14 protein-coding genes are annotated in these 16,675 nt (G+C 40.3%); 8 read left to right on the top strand and 6 right to left on the bottom strand.

What is annotated here, in order from left to right; all coding sequences use genetic code 11:
- The first annotated feature begins 22 nt into the window (after nt 1–22).
- The 6 genes from pepT to FDK13_RS08835 all read left to right on the top strand — a co-directional run bounded on the left by pepT (nt 23) and on the right by FDK13_RS08835 (nt 6,176).
- Nucleotides 23–1,258, top strand: coding sequence for a peptidase T (gene pepT, locus FDK13_RS08860; RefSeq protein ID WP_137339613.1), 1,236 nt, complete (start codon nt 23–25; stop codon nt 1,256–1,258).
- Nucleotides 1,259–1,267: 9 nt separating this feature from the next.
- On the top strand, nt 1,268–1,906 hold the full coding sequence (locus FDK13_RS08855; RefSeq protein WP_170982751.1) for a ribonuclease H1 domain-containing protein: 639 nt from the start codon (nt 1,268–1,270) through the stop codon (nt 1,904–1,906).
- Between the two features lie 9 nt (nt 1,907–1,915).
- A complete protein-coding gene (locus FDK13_RS08850; RefSeq protein WP_137339611.1) occupies nt 1,916–2,638 on the top strand; it encodes a tRNA1(Val) (adenine(37)-N6)-methyltransferase in 723 nt (240 codons plus the stop codon).
- Nucleotides 2,639–2,701: 63 nt separating this feature from the next.
- Nucleotides 2,702–3,676, top strand: a complete 975-nt coding sequence (locus tag FDK13_RS08845) for a glycosyltransferase family 2 protein (RefSeq protein WP_137339610.1) — start codon at nt 2,702–2,704, stop codon at nt 3,674–3,676.
- Nucleotides 3,677–3,725: 49 nt separating this feature from the next.
- Nucleotides 3,726–4,337 (top strand): inorganic pyrophosphatase, encoded by a 612-nt coding sequence (locus FDK13_RS08840; protein ID WP_137339609.1) that lies wholly within the window; start codon nt 3,726–3,728, stop codon nt 4,335–4,337.
- A 243-nt stretch (nt 4,338–4,580) separates the two neighbouring features.
- Complete coding sequence (locus tag FDK13_RS08835; RefSeq protein WP_137339608.1) at nt 4,581–6,176, top strand: peptide chain release factor 3; 1,596 nt, start codon at nt 4,581–4,583, stop codon at nt 6,174–6,176.
- Between the two features lie 89 nt (nt 6,177–6,265).
- Here the strand turns inward: FDK13_RS08835 and FDK13_RS08830 are convergent, their stop codons facing one another.
- The 5 genes from FDK13_RS08830 to FDK13_RS08810 form a co-directional block, all read right to left on the bottom strand.
- A complete protein-coding gene (locus FDK13_RS08830) occupies nt 6,266–8,605 on the bottom strand; it encodes a CotH kinase family protein (RefSeq protein WP_137339607.1) in 2,340 nt (779 codons plus the stop codon).
- A 327-nt stretch (nt 8,606–8,932) separates the two neighbouring features.
- Entirely contained in the window at nt 8,933–9,295 is a 363-nt protein-coding gene (locus tag FDK13_RS08825) for a DUF4890 domain-containing protein (protein WP_137339606.1), read from the bottom strand.
- Between the two features lie 72 nt (nt 9,296–9,367).
- Nucleotides 9,368–10,111, bottom strand: a complete 744-nt coding sequence (locus FDK13_RS08820; RefSeq protein ID WP_137339605.1) for a DUF3307 domain-containing protein — start codon at nt 10,109–10,111, stop codon at nt 9,368–9,370.
- Complete coding sequence (locus FDK13_RS08815; RefSeq protein WP_137339604.1) at nt 10,108–10,743, bottom strand: hypothetical protein; 636 nt, start codon at nt 10,741–10,743, stop codon at nt 10,108–10,110. Before FDK13_RS08815 ends, FDK13_RS08820 begins: the two co-directional genes overlap by 4 nt.
- Before the next feature lie 108 nt (nt 10,744–10,851).
- A complete protein-coding gene (locus FDK13_RS08810) occupies nt 10,852–11,139 on the bottom strand; it encodes a hypothetical protein (protein WP_137339603.1) in 288 nt (95 codons plus the stop codon).
- 183 nt (nt 11,140–11,322) lie between these two features.
- Between FDK13_RS08810 and FDK13_RS08805 the strand changes: the two genes are divergently transcribed.
- Together FDK13_RS08805 and FDK13_RS08800 are read left to right on the top strand one after the other, a co-directional pair.
- Complete coding sequence (locus FDK13_RS08805; protein WP_137339602.1) at nt 11,323–14,352, top strand: amidohydrolase family protein; 3,030 nt, start codon at nt 11,323–11,325, stop codon at nt 14,350–14,352.
- A gap of 48 nt (nt 14,353–14,400) precedes the next feature.
- On the top strand, nt 14,401–15,726 hold the full coding sequence (locus tag FDK13_RS08800; protein ID WP_137339601.1) for an amidohydrolase family protein: 1,326 nt from the start codon (nt 14,401–14,403) through the stop codon (nt 15,724–15,726).
- 106 nt (nt 15,727–15,832) lie between these two features.
- Here the strand turns inward: FDK13_RS08800 and FDK13_RS08795 are convergent, their stop codons facing one another.
- Nucleotides 15,833–16,675, bottom strand: a complete 843-nt coding sequence (locus FDK13_RS08795; protein WP_137339600.1) for a CvfB family protein — start codon at nt 16,673–16,675, stop codon at nt 15,833–15,835.

Below are 16,675 nucleotides of genomic sequence, written 5' to 3'. Positions count from 1 at the left end.
TTCATTCTAATTTTGAGTAAATATGTCTTCCGTTCTAAACCGGTTTCTTAGTTATGTTCAGGTTGATACACAATCTGATCCGCAGTCTACAAGTTTTCCAAGTACGGAAAAACAACGGGACCTGAGTAATCAGCTTGTTGTTGAATTGCAGGAACTGGGTATTGAAGATGCTCATCTGGATGGACATGGATATGTTTATGCTACAATTCCGGCCAATTCCAACAAGGAAAATATTCCGGTCATTTGTTTTTGTTCCCATGTTGATACTTCTCCGGACGTAACGGGTGCAAACGTAGAACCGATCGTGCACCAGAAATGGGACGGGGCTGATATTGTTTTACCGGATGATAACGAGCAGGTGATCAAAGTTTCGGAGCATCCGGATTTGAAAAACCAGATTGGAAATGATATTGTAACGGCCAGCGGAACCACACTTTTGGGGGCTGATAACAAAGCCGGCGTTGCTGAAATCATGGCGGCTGCGGAGATTTTAGTTACTGATTTGAGAATAAAACATGGTGTGATTAAAATTCTTTTCACGCCGGACGAAGAAGTTGGACGAGGTACTGAAAAAGTGGATCTCGTTAAACTAGCGGCTGATTACGGCTACACGGTGGACGGAGAAGCAGTAGGGACCATGGAGGATGAAACATTTTCTGCGGACGGTGTTAAAATCACGATTCACGGGGTGAGTACGCACCCGGGATATGCAATCGGAAAGCTTGAAAATGCGATAAAAATCGCAGGTGAGATTCTGGCAGCTTTACCAAAAGGTTCTCTTTCGCCAGAAACTACGGAAGGAAAAGAAGGATTTATTCATCCGGGACATATCGGGGGAATTCAGGAAAAAGTGGTGATCGATTTTATTATCCGCGATTTCAATGAAGCAGGTTTGCATGAAAAAGAAGCTTTGCTGAAAAAAATTCTGGATAATGTAATGGCCAATTATCCGAACTCGAAAAGTGAATTTAAGGTAACGGAGCAATATCGGAATATGAAGGAGATCCTTAGCAGGCATCCTCAGGTCATTGAAAATGCCAGGGAAGCGATGAAACGTTCAGGATTAAATCCAATTACGAGAAGTATCCGTGGCGGAACGGACGGATCGAGATTGTCATTTATGGGTTTACCGTGCCCCAATATATTTGCTGGCGAACATGCATTTCATTCACGATTGGAATGGGTTTCTGTTCAGGATATGGAAAAAGCGGTTGAGGTTATTGTAAACCTGGCCCAGGTTTGGGAGGAAAGAAGTTAGTTTGTAATAATGGCAAAAAAGACAAAATTTTATGTAGTGTGGCAAGGTAGACAAACAGGTGTGTTTACCGATTGGAAAGAATGTGAGGCGCAAATCAAGGGTTTTGAAGATGCCCGTTACAAATCTTTTGACTCAATACAGGAAGCAGAAACTGCGATTCAGCGGAATTATTGGGAGTATGTTCAGAAAAAAGAAAACGCTGCAAAAGTTGTTGCAAAAATAGCCCCGGCCAATATTGGTCAGCCCATAAAAAACGCCATTGCTGTTGATGCAGCCTGGAATACTGCTTCCGGCGATATGGAATATCAGGGTACTTATTTGCAAACGGGAGAAAGGATTTTTTTACAAGGCCCTTTTAAAGATGCTACCAACAATATCGGAGAGTTTCTGGCAATTGTGCACGGATTAGCTTATCTGCAAAAAAATAACAGTGAAATTCCGATTTATTCAGATTCCAGAACGGCCATTAGCTGGATCAAAAAGAAACATGCAAATACAAAATTGCAATTAACACCAAGAAACAAGCCGGTTTTTGAAATGCTTCAAAGAGCGGAAAGATGGTTGGCAAGCAATACCTATCCGAACAAAATCCTGAAATGGGAAACAGAATACTGGGGTGAAAATCCGGCAGATTTTGGAAGAAAATAAAATCATTTCATGGCCAGAAATTCATTTTTCAAATTCAAACAGTTTACTATCAATCAGGATAAAAGTGCGATGAAAGTCTGCACGGATGCCTGTGTTTTTGGTGCGTGGGCGGATGTTGAAAATGCCGAAAGAATTCTGGATATAGGCGCAGGTACCGGATTGTTATCATTGATGGTTGCCCAGCGAAATAGAATCGCGGAAATAAGTGCAGTTGAACTGGATGAAGAAGCCTTTTTTCAGGCAACCGAAAATATTGAAGAAAGTCCTTTTCAAAGTCAGATTTCGGTTTCCAAAGGTGCTATCCAGGACTTTTTGCCCGATGAAAAGTTTGATTGTATTATTACAAATCCACCTTTTTTTCAATCTGATTTAAAATCGCCGGACGCAAAAATAAACCTGGCGCATCATGCTGATTCACTTTCGTTTGAGGATTTACTGATTGCTGTGAAAAGATTATTACTGCCCAATGGTGTCTGGAATGTTCTCCTTCCCATTGACGAAGGGGTTGTATTTCAGGATCTTGCGGAGAAATCAGATTGGATTTTATATCGTCAACTAACTTTGTATCATCAAAAAGGAAAGAAACCTTTTCGGAAACTGATGAGTTTTAAACTTAGTGAAATGGCTGATTACAGGCCGTTAGACTCTGAATTATTTATCTACGAAGAGGATGGCAAAACCTATCATTCTGAGTTTGAAAAATTATTGAAGGAGTATTATTTACAATTTTGATCAGGAAAAACACGAACTTTGCACCAAAATATGGATGTGAGGTAACATCCCAGTACTTTATTCATGACCAATTCAGCAATTCAGATATCCGTTGTTATCCCGCTTTTCAATGAAGAGGAGTCTTTGCCAGAGCTTAGCGAGTGGATTGCGCGCGTGATGAATGAAAATAATTTTACTTACGAAGTGCTGTTCATCGACGACGGCAGTAAAGACCGTTCCTGGGATGTTATTGTAGATTTATCTCTGAAAAACCCAAATATCAAGGGACACCGTTTTGTTCGTAACTATGGAAAAACGGCTGCTTTGCAAACTGGTTTTCAGGCAGCGCGTGGTGATGTGATCATTACGATGGATGCCGATCTGCAGGACAGCCCGGATGAAATTCCGGAGCTTTACCGGATGATCAAGGAAGATCGTTACGATCTGGTTTCAGGTTGGAAAAAGAAAAGATACGACCCGATTACGAAGACAATTCCTACCAAAATATTCAATGCTGCAACACGCGGGATTTCCGGCGTGGAGTTGCATGATTTTAATTGTGGTTTGAAAGCGTACCGGAAAGAGGTTGTTAAAAATGTTACCATTTATGGGGAAATGCACCGGTATATTCCCGTTATTGCCAAATGGAACGGTTTTAGTAAAATCGGAGAAAAGGTAGTCCAGCATCAGGCAAGAAAATACGGTTACACAAAATTTGGCCTTGAAAGGTTTGTTTTTGGCTTTCTGGATTTGCTTTCAATAGCTTTCGTCAATAAATTTGGACGGCGTCCGATGCATTTATTTGGCAGTCTTGGAACGCTTATGTTTTTTCTTGGAAGCCTTATTGCTTTCTGGCTGCTGGGGACCAAAATCTATAAAATTTACATTTCTCACGAGCAATACCGGAATGTAACAGAAAATCCTTTGTTTTTTCTTGCCCTTGTAGCAATCATGGTAGGATCACAATTGTTTCTGGCCGGGTTTCTTGGAGAACTTTTTGTAAAACAATCTATATCAAAGTCAGGTGATTATCTGATTTCGGAAAAAGCGGGAGAATAAAAAAGAGAGATTAGATAATTAAATAAGATCATATACCTATTACCTTATAATGAACGCAAACGTACACAAAGCCCATCCCTGGCACGGAATTCCGATGGGAGAAAATGCACCGGATCTTGTAACTGCATTTATTGAAATCGTTCCTACGGATACCGTTAAATACGAAATTGACAAACAGACCGGTTATTTGAAAATTGACCGTCCACAAAAATATTCCAATATTGTTCCGGCACTTTACGGCTTTATCCCAAAGACTTATTGCTCGGATAAAATCGCTGCGCTGGCTCGTGAAAGATCAGGAAGAGACGTTACAGAAGGTGATGGTGATGCGCTGGATATTATTGTTTTGTGTGAAAAAATTATCTCTCATGGTGATATCACCTGCCAGGCAAAACCAATCGGGGGAATTCGCCTGATTGATGGCGGTGAAGCGGATGATAAAATCATTTCAGTTTTGAAAGGTGACGAAGTTTATGGTGCTTATTCAGATATCAGCGAATTGCCGGCAGGTATCGTTGAGCGTTTGAAACACTATTTCCTTACTTACAAAAACCTTCCTGGCGAAAAAGCACATATCGAAATCACGAATGTGTACGGCCGTGAAGAAGCGCATGAAGTGATCATGACTTCTGTTGAAGATTACAAAGATTCTTTCTACTGAATACCACCGTTACCCCAGGTAATGACGAAGGTCGGTATTGAATCCAGGGATCAAGCTGACTGACAGTTAATAATATAGCCGCTCCGGATAGGGGCGGCTATGTTTATTTGTATCTTTGTGGAAATTTTCAAGAAAAGGAATCCTTTAGTATCCGTCTTGTTCAGCATTTTATTTGAATTTTAGAAATGTAAAATTCAGTTTTACAGACTGTTACAGCAAAATTGCGGATTATAAAATATCGTAATGAGTAATATAGAAGAAATAAAAAAACGGCGAACCTTCGCGATCATTAGTCACCCGGATGCCGGAAAAACAACATTAACTGAAAAACTTCTTCTTTTTGGAGGAGCTATTCAAACTGCCGGTGCGGTTAAATCGAATAAAATTAAAAAAACGGCAACTTCCGATTTCATGGAAATTGAGAAGCAGCGTGGTATTTCGGTAGCTACTTCGGTAATGACTTTTGAATACCGCGACCTGCTGATTAATATTCTTGATACACCTGGTCACAAGGATTTTGCAGAGGATACATACCGGACGTTAACCGCTGTCGATAGCGTTATTCTTGTTATTGACTGTGTGAAAGGGGTTGAAGAGCAAACGGAAAGGCTTATGGAAGTTTGCCGGATGCGCAATACTCCGGTTATCGTTTTTGTAAATAAACTGGATAGGGAAGGCCGCAATCCGTTTGAATTGCTGGACGAGCTGGAAACAAAATTAGGAATTCGTGTTCGTCCGCTTACATGGCCGATCAATATGGGTGCTGATTTTAAAGGCGTATACAGTTTGTTTGAAGAGAAATTGTATTTCTTTAAGATCAATAAAACAAAAATTGAAAGTAACGTTGTCGAAATTAATCTTGGTGACGATAAACTGGAAGAACTGCTCGGCTTAAAAGATGCTATCCAGCTAACCGAAGATGTGGAACTGGTTGAGGGTGTTTATGATGAATTTTCCAATGAAGCTTATGCAAAAGGAGAGTTGGCCCCGGTTTTCTTTGGCAGTGCGATCAATAACTTTGGTATAAAAGAATTGCTGGATACTTTCTGTGAGATTTCTCCGCTTCCTCAGCCACGTGCAACAGATGTTAGAGAAGTAGAACCGACAGAATCTAAATTCAGTGGGTTTATATTTAAAATACATGCAAACCTTGATCCGCGTCACCGCGACCGTATCGCGTTTTTGAGGATTTGTTCTGGTAAATTTGAACGAAGAACTTTTTATCACCACGTCAGGCTGAATAAAGATGTCCGTTTTGCGAGCCCGTTTACCTTTATGGCCTCAGATAAAAGCGTGATGGACGAAGGTTTTCCGGGCGATGTTGTCGGACTTTATGATACAGGAAACTTCAAAATCGGCGATACTTTAACAGAAGGAGAAAATCTCAATTTTGCTGGTATCCCAAGTTTCTCTCCGGAGATTTTCAAGGAATTGATCAATCTGGATCCAATGAAATCGAAACAATTGGAAAAAGGAATTCAACAGCTTACCGATGAAGGTGTTGCGCAGTTGTTTAATCTTGATCTTGGAAATCGTAAAGTTGTGGGAACGGTGGGAGAGCTGCAATTTGATGTAATTCAATACCGTTTGGAACATGAATATGGTGCAAAGTGCCGCTGGGTTCCAATGAACATCACGCGCGCCTGCTGGCTTACAGCGGACGAAAAACCCGCGATGGATGAATTTATCCGTTTGAAAGGTAACCAGATTGCATTTGACAAAGACCGTAATCCGGTTTTCTTTGCTGAATCAGACTGGATGATCCGTATGAACCGTGAAAATAATCCGAAAATACATTTCCATTTTACGTCTGAGTTTAAGACGGAAGTTGCATTGTAGCTTTTGGTATTAATTATATCGTTTTAAAAAGTAAAAAAAGAGCATGGCCAATCGGCTATGCTCTTTTTTACTTTTAACTATTGTTAATATTACCTGATTATCTCAATAAACTTAGGAATCACTCCCTGATCTGATTCGATCTGAAGTACATATCTGCCTGTGCCCATTTTTGATGTATCAATAAATTCATTTTGTCCGGAATTTGTAAATTTCTTCTTTAAAATTACCCTGCCGTACATGTCAATCACATTCATTGTAATCTGTTTATTAACCGGAATTTGTTTCATATCAATGGTCAGTACAGTACTTGCCGGATTAGGATAAAACACAATATCATTACCATTTTGAACAAAAACAGAGATTATTCTGCTGAAAGCAAAACTATTATCCATATCAACCGGGCGCAGTCGATAATAATTTGTTCCGGAAGCAGGTTCCTTGTGGATAAAACTGTATTTGGTATCATTACTTGCTTTTACCGTGCCAATAGCAGAGAAATTTTTCCCGTTTCTGCTTATCTCCACAATGTATTTATCTACATTAACCTCGGCAGCAATTTCCCAGTTAAGTACTACACTTTTTGCTTCCGCTATTCCGTTAAAATTGATAATGGTAACAGGCAATGGCGTTGTGCTGTTGTTTAAACCGGGAGAGCCGTTATCTGCCGCACTGGCTTGCCAGTTACTTGCCAGGCTATTGTTGAGATTTACTTCTTTAAGTTCCAGTGATTTCCCACCTCCGTCTGCAGAACTGGGCCACGGCGTATTGTCAAGATATTCAACAACGTCAATGGTATTTCCAAAAGCATCCGATAAAACAAGTTTTTGTGATTTATTGGAAAGGTTTCTAGTATATTGCCCGAAAGCAGTCTTGCCATAAACCGTGTTGAATTTTGCTGAGTTACTCGCTAGTACCAAAATGCCATCTCCTGCCAATGTACTGCTCTCCGGGAACTGATAGGAAAGTCCAAGTCCTGAAAAATAGATTCCTGTGAGATCGATAGATGAATTACTCTTATTTTTTATTTCAATAAATTCAAGATCATTACTCGCATTATCGGCGGTTCCTTTTGGATTGTACATGATTTCATTGATCACAAGTCCGGGAGGAGTGGGGAAACTACAAGTGGAAGATGAGGCAATGTTAGTAGTAATCCATGCACTTCTGGCCCGGATAAACGATTTCAAAAATGATATCTGATTCGGGAAATTATCGATTGTATTCCATTTTTGATTTTCTCTGACTTCACTTTCTTCCAGCTGGGCGGCAAGTGAATCGATCCAGCTGTCCAGCAAATCGATATTGAATGGCTGCCCGGGCTGAATAAGTTCATTCCAGCGTTTGGCAATATAACACCTGTACTCTGGGTTATCGAAGATCTGTTTAAAAAAACTCGGACCTTCATTAGTACCATTGTTAAACTGCCATTCCGATGTCGAAGATCTGTCGTCGACCTCTTTTACTAATCCAAATCCAAAATTAAAGTCCCATACCGGACCAGCCCTGAGTTTTCCATTTCTGTCCTGATGGAAATAAGTACTGTATTGATAGGCATCCACACAGCTGGATATCTCGTTGATTAGCATATAGTCAATAAATGTGGGAATATCTATAATAGAAGGAAAACCATTAGCGATGGAGGCGTTATTTGCACCGGCCTGTGTTTCCAGATTCCTGAATATAGATTCGACATAAGCTTTTTGTTGGCTGGTTATTGCCGTAGGATCCGGAGTGTCATTAATGAAATCTACTGCTCCTGTATTGCCGTTCATCGTAAAGGCAACCGGATCTCCACCGGTTGTTTTATCAGCTTTGATAATATATCCTCCTGTAACATTTGGCGAAACATTATCTGTTGTCAGCATTTCCATGATATTTACACGGTTATCGTCCTGTTTTATTTTTTCCTGCAAAAGGTATAATCCGTTATATTCTCCATTGAGCACTACTTCACAGAAAACAGTTCTTGTAGCATATTGGCCAATATTTCGGGACAAATTATTGGCTATATAATCGTGTAAAAGGCTGGGATCAAAGGCAAGACCGTTTAATATCCAGTCGTTTTCACTTGGCATATTGAGCAGGGATACATTTCGGTTCGAGACATTATCATCTTTTCTTGTTTCAAAACCATAGGCTTTTTTTGGGGCAGTCTGGGAAAGCGAGCCTCTTATTTCGATGGCAATTCGCCCATTGTAATTAAGATAGGCTGTGTTAGCCTGATCGGTAAGATAATTTCGCTGACCTTCTCCCCGGTAAATAATTTTCATCGAGGCACCTATTTTCGGGTCATCCTCAATACTTGCACTGCCATCTGTATTTATTATCACAATAGGTAAATTACTATCTGTGAAAGTTTGGGAGACTGCTCGTGTCGATAAAAACAGCAGCCATGAAATTAGAAAAAGTTTGGTATAGTTATTCAGCATATGTTAAGAGATACAGGTAAGCGGATTTAGATATAATAGGAGTAACCATCTAATGGAAAATATCCACCGGATATTTTAGCAACTTAGAAATCCGGAAAATGAAATAGGAGTAGTAACTGTTGGATGTGCTGTATCTGTATCTATTGAAGAGGAGCGTCAATAAGTAATCTGGTAAAGTAAGTAATCTATTATCATGCTAAATTAACAGTAAGTTTTAATTTTTGAAAAATTAAATAGAATATTATTATGTTTTTTATTGAAAAGGTCATAAGTTTTCTTGGTTATTAAACTTACGACCTTTTTTCTTACCAGATTTCGTGCGCTGAATTAATTTCTGGGACCTCTGCCCATTCCGCCATTTTTCCGACGTTCTTCCATAGCGGCTTTATATTTTTCCTGCTGCTCAGGGGTCAACACTTTTTGCAATTCCGTGTTGAACGCGTCCATAGATTCCCTCATTTTTGACCTGTCTGTGTCCTGGGAATTTCTCATTTCTTCCATTTTCTGAGCGCGGGTCAAATTCAGGGTGTAAACCTGTTTTTGCTGATCTGCGCTAAGTCCAAGTGTTTCGGTCAAATTTTTAGTCTGATTTTCTGCACGAGCTTCCGGTGTCATTTTGGCCATGTCACGTTGTGCGAAAGCGGTAAAACTTGCAAATGCCATTATGATGGCGATAATTCCTCTTTTCATTGGTTTTAAAGTTTTAGATACCAGGCTTAGAGAGGAATGAATGGAGAAGGTTTAATGGCTAAATGAAATTATTTAATAAAATAATCTTGCAGCTAATGCTATACTTATTGCTGCGGTGTAACTCATTAACGTTCCCACGAGAATGTATTCAGATTTTTTGCTGATGTAGGTTGGTGGAATTTCTCCGGCAGCTGCTTTGTCATTGTAACGTAACAGTGACTTTGCGGCTATTAAAAATCCAATCGCTGAGTATTGACTTAACAAAACGAAAATAAATATTAGCAGTCTTTCAGACATTCCTATCCAGCGGCCAGCATTCGCGAGGTTATCATCGGCGTGGGGTAGAAGTTTGTCGAGCTCATCCCGCCAAGGTTTTGTGAGCATACCGACCAGAAAAGAAACAGGTGAAAGTACAAGAAATGTTCCGGTTAAAATGGCAATGATTTTCGTGTTGTGAAACCAGTCTTTTAAATGAATAAATTCTATGGGAATGGTGCTCGTAAGGATAATTGCTGTAACGGCAATAGTAAGGAGGTGAGTAATTTGGTCGCCTATAAACCAGTTTGCTGTTCCTTTTTTGTCGAATTCAAGTTTGACAATATCGATAATTCCATGAACCAAACCGATAGCAATTGCAGGAATCGGGTTTCGAAAATGCCCTAGTAAAATGTAAGAAGTTATAATTACTACGCCTATGTGAGCGTACAAATATCTGGACCGAAAGGATTTAGCTCTTTTATCTTCAACCCAAGCTGTGGGCTGCCAATAAAAATCAGCTAACACATGTGCTAGCAATAGAAGCAGGAACTCAATCATTTTATTTTGGTGTATAGTGCGAGATGTTCCGGGAATGTACGAAGAAAATGTTCGATTGCCCACCACTTTGATGAAGTAATGCGTTGACTTACTGCCGGCTGACTTATAGATAGTTGAGTGACAATCTCGGAAATATTCTTATTTTGAATAAGCGCAGCGATTACTTCACTTTGTGCTGGTGTCCAGTTTTCTATTAAGGTTTCCAGTAAATCCATAATAGCATTCAGTGGCTCTGAGTTTTCAGGAAGAGCAATACCAATTCTTGCTTTTTGTTTCCTGATATTGTCAGCCAAATGGCCGGATAATCTGAATGCTTCTCCATCGGAAGTTCCGGGCCTATCAGTTAGTAGATCCACCGTTCCTATGCCAATTGCGATCCGTAAATCACTTTTGGGAGAATATGATTTCATAATGGTCCGGGATAAAACCGCAACTTTTAACGTGTCTTCCGGATTTTTTAATACGCCTTGAAAGCTATCTCCCCGATAAATTTCAGGTGCTAACAGCCATTTAAATGAAGCTTTGTTGAGTATCACAATTAATTCATCCAACCACTTCCCGGTTTGTTCGGTTGAAAAATGAGTTGAATTAACCATGTCTGCGGTTACAACCGCCTGAAATTTCTTTTTCATATAAGGTAAAAAGCTTATAATATACAAATATAAGGTTTTTACCTTATAATCTAATTATATAAGGCTTTTTACTTATAATTGTAAAATATAAGCATTTTGCCTTATATTTTATAACAAAGATTCTACCAAAAACTCCCATTCTTCCTTCAATGAACCTTTAAAAACATCAGCTCCTGCGCGCCTATACCAATATCCGGCGTTCCAGGTATCACCTTCAACGCGGTGTAAATAGGCATGAAGACGATCGTACGATTCTGTCCCTTCCTGGCTTTGTGCAATGTCGTGAGCTGCTTCCCAGTTTTTATTTGCATCATACCAGAGCGCTTGTAAAATCACTGAAATTCCTTTTGGAGGTTTGGTTTGTGAAAGGCTGGATTTAAATTGATCGTAAGTCATATCAGTAGCGGCAAAATTAATTGTGATGCAAAAAAACAAACCAATATTGAAATTCCAAGTACGGATTGTACAGATAGTACATTAAATCGTTGTTAGACCAATATTTAGTGTTTTCATTGTATATTGTCTGAACATTCCTTTATTATCAATAAACTGTTATTCTTTTCCAAAACTCCTATTTCTATGATGAAAAAATTATCAACGTTAGTGTTTGGACTGACCTTAACTTCGTTGTGCCATGCCCAGGAAACTTTTCCACGCAACGGCACTTATGATGAAAGAACAGGACGGTACGCATTCACGAATGCAAACATTGTGGTCGATTCCAAAACAACAATTCCCAATGGGACCCTGCTAATCGAAAACGGAATAATCCGGGAGGCGAGCAAGCAGGTGAAAATCCCTGCCGGTGTTGTGGTGATCGACCTGAAAGGAAAATATATTTATCCTTCTTTAATTGATCTGGATTCTGATTATGGAATGCCGGAAGTGAAAAATGAGGCACGCGGTCGCGGACGCCAGACACCGCAGCTGGAATCAAATAAAAAAGGTGCTTTTGGCTGGAATCAGGCTGTGCAGCCTGAAAATGACGCAAGCCAGGTTTTTAGTCCTGATGCAAAAAAAGGTGGCGATTTGCGTAAAATCGGATTTGGAACTGTATTGACCTATTCGCATGACGGAATCGTAAGAGGAAGTGGTGCCGTAGTTACGCTTACCGATGAATCTGCTAACAAAGCCTTATTGAATGGAAAGGCTTCGGCACATTTTTCATTCAGCAAAGGAACTTCGGGTCAAAATTATCCTTCTTCGGGTATGGGTGCAGTAGCGTTGCTTCGTCAGAATTATTATGACGCCGACTGGTATGCAAAAGGCGGAAAAGCGAAGGAGACAAACCTGTCGCTGGAAGCTTTCAACCAGATCAAAACGTTGCCTTCATTTTTTGAAACCAATGATAAGTATAGCCTGCTTCGTGCGGACAAAATCGGTGACGAGTTTGGTACGCAATATGTCATCAAAGGTGGTGGAGATGAATACCAGCGCCTGGAAGAAGTAAAAGCAAGCAAAGCGACATTGATTTTGCCATTGGATTTCCCGGCGGCTTATGACGTTACAGATCCATGGGACGCTGATGCAATCACAGTTGCTCAGTTAAAACATTGGGAGATGGCTCCGGCTAATGCTTCTGTTCTTACAAAAAGCGGTATAACTTTTGCTTTTACAGCTGCTGATTTGAAAAATAAATCTGATTTCTGGTCTAAAATCCGTTCGGCCATTGAGTATGGTTTGCCAAAGGACAAGGCACTTGAAGCTTTGACAACAACGCCTGCACGTTTGATTAAAGCGGAAGGACAGGTTGGAAGTCTGAAAGCAGGTATGCTGGCTAATTTTCTGATTACTTCGGATGAATTGTTCAGTAAGGATAATGTGATTTATGAAAACTGGATTCAGGGAAAGAAATTTATTATTGCGCCAATCGATGCACCTGATCTTCGCGGAACGTATTCGTTTTCAATCAATAAAGCGGCAACCGGCAAGATAGAAATATCCGGTTCTGTGGAAAAACCTGATTATAAAATCACTATAAAAGATACGGTAAAGGTTACTCCGAAAGTAATGCTTGCCAATGATCTGCTTACGCTAACATATCAGCCTGAAAAGAAAACGCCTGGAACGGTAAGACTTACAGGATGGATTGCAGGCAAAGGTTTGGCCGGAGATGGTGTGATGCCGGACGGTTCGCCGCTTACCTGGAGTGCAACCTTAACAGAGCCTTACAAATCCGTAGCGAAGAAAGATACAGCAGTGGCTAAAATTAAAGAAACTGGCCCGGTAGTATATCCTTTTGTTGGTTTTGGAAATGAACAACTTCCAAAGTCTGAAACTGTATTTGTAAAAAATGCAACGGTTTGGACAAATGAAAAAGAAGGAGTTTTACAAAATGCTGACGTGATTATCCAAAACGGAAAAATCGCAAAAGTTGGAAAAGGACTATCTGCTCCCTCAGGTGCACGTACTGTGGACGGAACGGGAAAACATTTGACAAATGGTATCATTGACGAACATTCGCACATTGCTTTGTTTGCGATAAATGAAGGATCTCAGACAAGTTCAGCCGAAGTTCGCATGAGTGATGTGATTAATCCCGATGATGTAAATATTTACCGCCAGCTTGCCGGTGGTGTTACTACTTCACATTTGCTTCACGGTTCTGCCAATGCTATTGGTGGACAAAGTGCTTTGGTAAAATTGAAATGGGGGGCTACACAATCAGAAATGCTGATCCCGGAAGCTAAAACGATCAAATTTGCTTTGGGAGAAAACGTTAAACAATCCAACTGGGGAGATGTGGCTCGTGTTCGTTTTCCGCAAACGAGAATGGGTGTTGAGCAGGTTTATTATGATCATTTCACCCGTGCCAAAGAATATGCAAAAGGATGGAAAGATTACAATGGCGCTACGAAAAAAACGGGTTTGGAAGTTCCTCGCCGTGATCTTGAACTGGAAGCTCTGGCCGAAATTCTTGACAACCAGCGTTTCATTACCTGCCACTCGTACGTTCAGTCTGAAATAAATATGCTGATGCACGTAGCTGATTCGCTGAATTTCAAAATCAATACTTTTACCCACATTCTGGAAGGCTATAAAATGGCCGACAAAATGAAAGCCCGTAATATTGGAGGTTCAACTTTTGCTGACTGGTGGGCTTACAAAATGGAAGTAAAAGAAGCGATTCCATACAATGCAGCCTTGATGTATCACGAAGGTGTTACCGTTGCGATCAACTCGGATGATGCGGAAATGGCCAGAAGATTAAATCAGGAAGCTGCAAAAACCGTAGTATTTGGCGGTGTACCGGAAGAAGAAGCATGGAAAATGGTTACTTTAAATCCTGCAAAACTTTTGCATGTGGACAACAGAATGGGAAGTATCAAAGCCGGAAAAGATGCAGATCTTGTACTTTGGAGCACACATCCTTTGTCAATTTATGCACGCCCTGAGTTTACAATGATTGAAGGTGCCGTTTATTTTGACCGCAAGGAAGATGTGGCCAAACAAACAAAAGTAGCTGCGGAACGCGAACGTTTGATCCAGAAAATGCTGAGTGATAAAGCAGATGGCAAGCCAACACAAAAGGCGCCAATGACCATGCCTCGTATGTGGCACTGTGAAGATATCATCGGAATTCATGCTGAACATGAGGAAGGAAAATAAAAGATTTCTGATTTATTCTTCCATCATTTACTCATTCAAAACTGTTTTATGAAAACAAAAAAATATATTAAGGTCAATTCGTGTCTGCTAGGTTTGGCAGCTGTTTTTTGCCTTACCACCACAGGTTTTGCACAAAATCCGGCACCTGCGAAACCGCAAACCAGACCCATCGTTTTAACAGGCGCAACCATTCATCTGGGAAATGGCCAGGTGATAGAAAACGGTGCTATTTCTTTTGATAAAGGAATCATCACGCAGGTAGGACCGGCGGCTTCTGCCACCACAAGCAATGTTGAGGTAATTGATGTAAAAGGGAGACATATTTTTCCAGGCATTATTTCAATGAACACAACGGTTGGTATTCAGGAAATAGCTTCCGTGCGTGCAACTTTGGATTATTCGGAAGTAGGCGAGATCAATCCGCATGTGCGGGCTTTGGTAGCTTATAATACGGATTCTGAGGTTATACCCACTTTACGTAATACTGGAATTTTGTTGTCGCAGGCAGTTCCGCAAGGCGGGATTATTTCAGGATCTTCTTCGGTATTTTATACAGATGGCTGGAACTGGGAAGATGCGGTTTTGAAGAAAGATGACGGAATCTGGCTTAACTGGCCTCCATATTTGTCTACAAGTTTCAATTTTGAGGATTTTTCAGTTTCGTTGAAAAAGAATGAAAAACGTCAGGAAACAATTGATTTGTTCAGGACTACTTTTTCGGAAGCAAAAGGTTATGTGGGAATCAGCAAACCTTCTCCGGTAAATATTCGCCTGGAAGCGATGAAGGATCTTTTTGCCGGGACTGCCAATCTTTATATCCGTGCAGATTATGCAAAGGATATTATCGAATCGGTGAAATTTGCCCAGGAATTTGGTATCAAAAAAATTGTAATTGTTGGCGGAGATCAATCCAATAAAATAACAGCGTTTTTGAAAGAAAACAATATTCCTGTTGTTTTAAATCAATCACACCGTCTACCAAATGCGACAGACGAAGACGTTTATCTTCCATACGAACTTCCTGGAATTTTGACAAAAGCTGGTGTAAAAGTAGCGATCAGCTATTCTGATGAATGGTGGAGAACACGTAACCTGGCGTTTTTGGCAGGAACCTCTTCCGGTTTCAGTGATATCAAACCAGAGGAAGCGTTACAGCTGATCACAAAAAATGCTGCTGAAATTATGGGCATTGATCAATATGTAGGAACACTTGAAAAAGGAAAGCAAGCTTCGTTAATCGTTACAGGCGGAGATTTGCTTGATATGCGTGGAAATTCGGTTTCGATGGTGTTTATCAAAGGAGGAAAAGTAAACCTGGACGATAAGCAAAAACGACTGTACGACAAATACAAAGAAAAATACGGTCAAAAGTAATTTAGGTTACACAGAGAACCACAGAGAAAAGAGAGAGGGACACAGAGAATTTTTAATAAATCTCTGTGTCCCTCTCTTTTTTCTCCGTGGTTCTCTGTGTGACCTATTATTCTCCTTCTACCGAATAAATTCCGTCGGTAGCTATTCGGATCAGACCTTGTTTGTATAGGCCTCCAATTGCCTTTTTAAAGACTTTTTTACTGATTCCGAGTTGTCTGTTTATATCTTCCGGAGCGCTGCTATCGGATAGATTCAGGTAGCCGTTATTCTTTTTCAGATCATCCAGAATACGCTGTCCGGTAGGTTCCACCACATTGGCGTATCCTTGTTTTTCCAAACTGATATCAAGTCTGTTTTCATCCCGGATCTTTTTGATATAACCTTTCAGGCTGTCACCAACACTTAGTGGTTTGAACACTTCGTTGGCATAAATTAATCCTTTATGAAACTGGTTTACAACAACGTTGTAACCAAGATCTGTTTTTTTCCAGACAAGCAAATCTACTTCATCGCCTTCCTTAACCAGCAAACGCTCATTTTCCAGATATCTGTCAAGTTTTGTAGTTGCTATCAGGCGTGAAGTTTTCTGGTCAAGATATAAAAATACGACGTGCCATTCATCAATTTCCATTGGTGTGGTTTGTTCTCTGAAAGGCACGAAAAGATCTTTTTCTAAACCCCAGTCAAGAAATGCACCATGCCCGGAAACATCCTTTACTCTCAGATTCACAAATTCGTTACGTACGATTTTAGGTGTTTCTGTTGTAGCAACCGGGCGATCCTCGGAATCATTATAGACAAAAACTTTAATGACATCATCAATCTGCATGTCATCCGTTTTGTATTTATTGGGAAGCAGTACTTCTTCACCTTCCACATCACCCAAAAAGAAACCTACGCTGGTATCACGCAGAATGGTGAGGTTGTTATATTTTCCTATAAAAAGCAT

It is taken from the genome of Dyadobacter frigoris, assembly GCF_005280585.1.
In the GTDB taxonomy this organism is placed as follows: domain Bacteria; phylum Bacteroidota; class Bacteroidia; order Cytophagales; family Spirosomataceae; genus Dyadobacter; species Dyadobacter frigoris.
The sequence above is the reverse complement of the archived record's forward strand: the minus strand, read 5'-3'. Positions and strand labels throughout refer to the sequence as shown.

Bases quoted from the DNA above. Each gene is read 5' to 3' on its own strand.
- pepT (WP_137339613.1), top strand. From the start codon at position 23: ATGTCTTCCGTTCTAAACCGGTTTCTTAGTTATGTTCAGGTTGATACA.
- FDK13_RS08855 (WP_170982751.1), top strand. From the start codon at position 1,268: ATGGCAAAAAAGACAAAATTTTATGTAGTGTGGCAAGGTAGACAAACA.
- FDK13_RS08850 (WP_137339611.1), top strand. From the start codon at position 1,916: ATGGCCAGAAATTCATTTTTCAAATTCAAACAGTTTACTATCAATCAG.
- FDK13_RS08845 (WP_137339610.1), top strand. From the start codon at position 2,702: ATGACCAATTCAGCAATTCAGATATCCGTTGTTATCCCGCTTTTCAAT.
- FDK13_RS08840 (WP_137339609.1), top strand. From the start codon at position 3,726: ATGAACGCAAACGTACACAAAGCCCATCCCTGGCACGGAATTCCGATG.
- FDK13_RS08835 (WP_137339608.1), top strand. From the start codon at position 4,581: ATGAGTAATATAGAAGAAATAAAAAAACGGCGAACCTTCGCGATCATT.
- FDK13_RS08830 (WP_137339607.1), bottom strand. From the start codon at position 8,605: ATGCTGAATAACTATACCAAACTTTTTCTAATTTCATGGCTGCTGTTT.
- FDK13_RS08825 (WP_137339606.1), bottom strand. From the start codon at position 9,295: ATGAAAAGAGGAATTATCGCCATCATAATGGCATTTGCAAGTTTTACC.
- FDK13_RS08820 (WP_137339605.1), bottom strand. From the start codon at position 10,111: ATGATTGAGTTCCTGCTTCTATTGCTAGCACATGTGTTAGCTGATTTT.
- FDK13_RS08815 (WP_137339604.1), bottom strand. From the start codon at position 10,743: ATGAAAAAGAAATTTCAGGCGGTTGTAACCGCAGACATGGTTAATTCA.
- FDK13_RS08810 (WP_137339603.1), bottom strand. From the start codon at position 11,139: ATGACTTACGATCAATTTAAATCCAGCCTTTCACAAACCAAACCTCCA.
- FDK13_RS08805 (WP_137339602.1), top strand. From the start codon at position 11,323: ATGATGAAAAAATTATCAACGTTAGTGTTTGGACTGACCTTAACTTCG.
- FDK13_RS08800 (WP_137339601.1), top strand. From the start codon at position 14,401: ATGAAAACAAAAAAATATATTAAGGTCAATTCGTGTCTGCTAGGTTTG.
- FDK13_RS08795 (WP_137339600.1), bottom strand. From the start codon at position 16,675: ATGCTTTTTATAGGAAAATATAACAACCTCACCATTCTGCGTGATACC.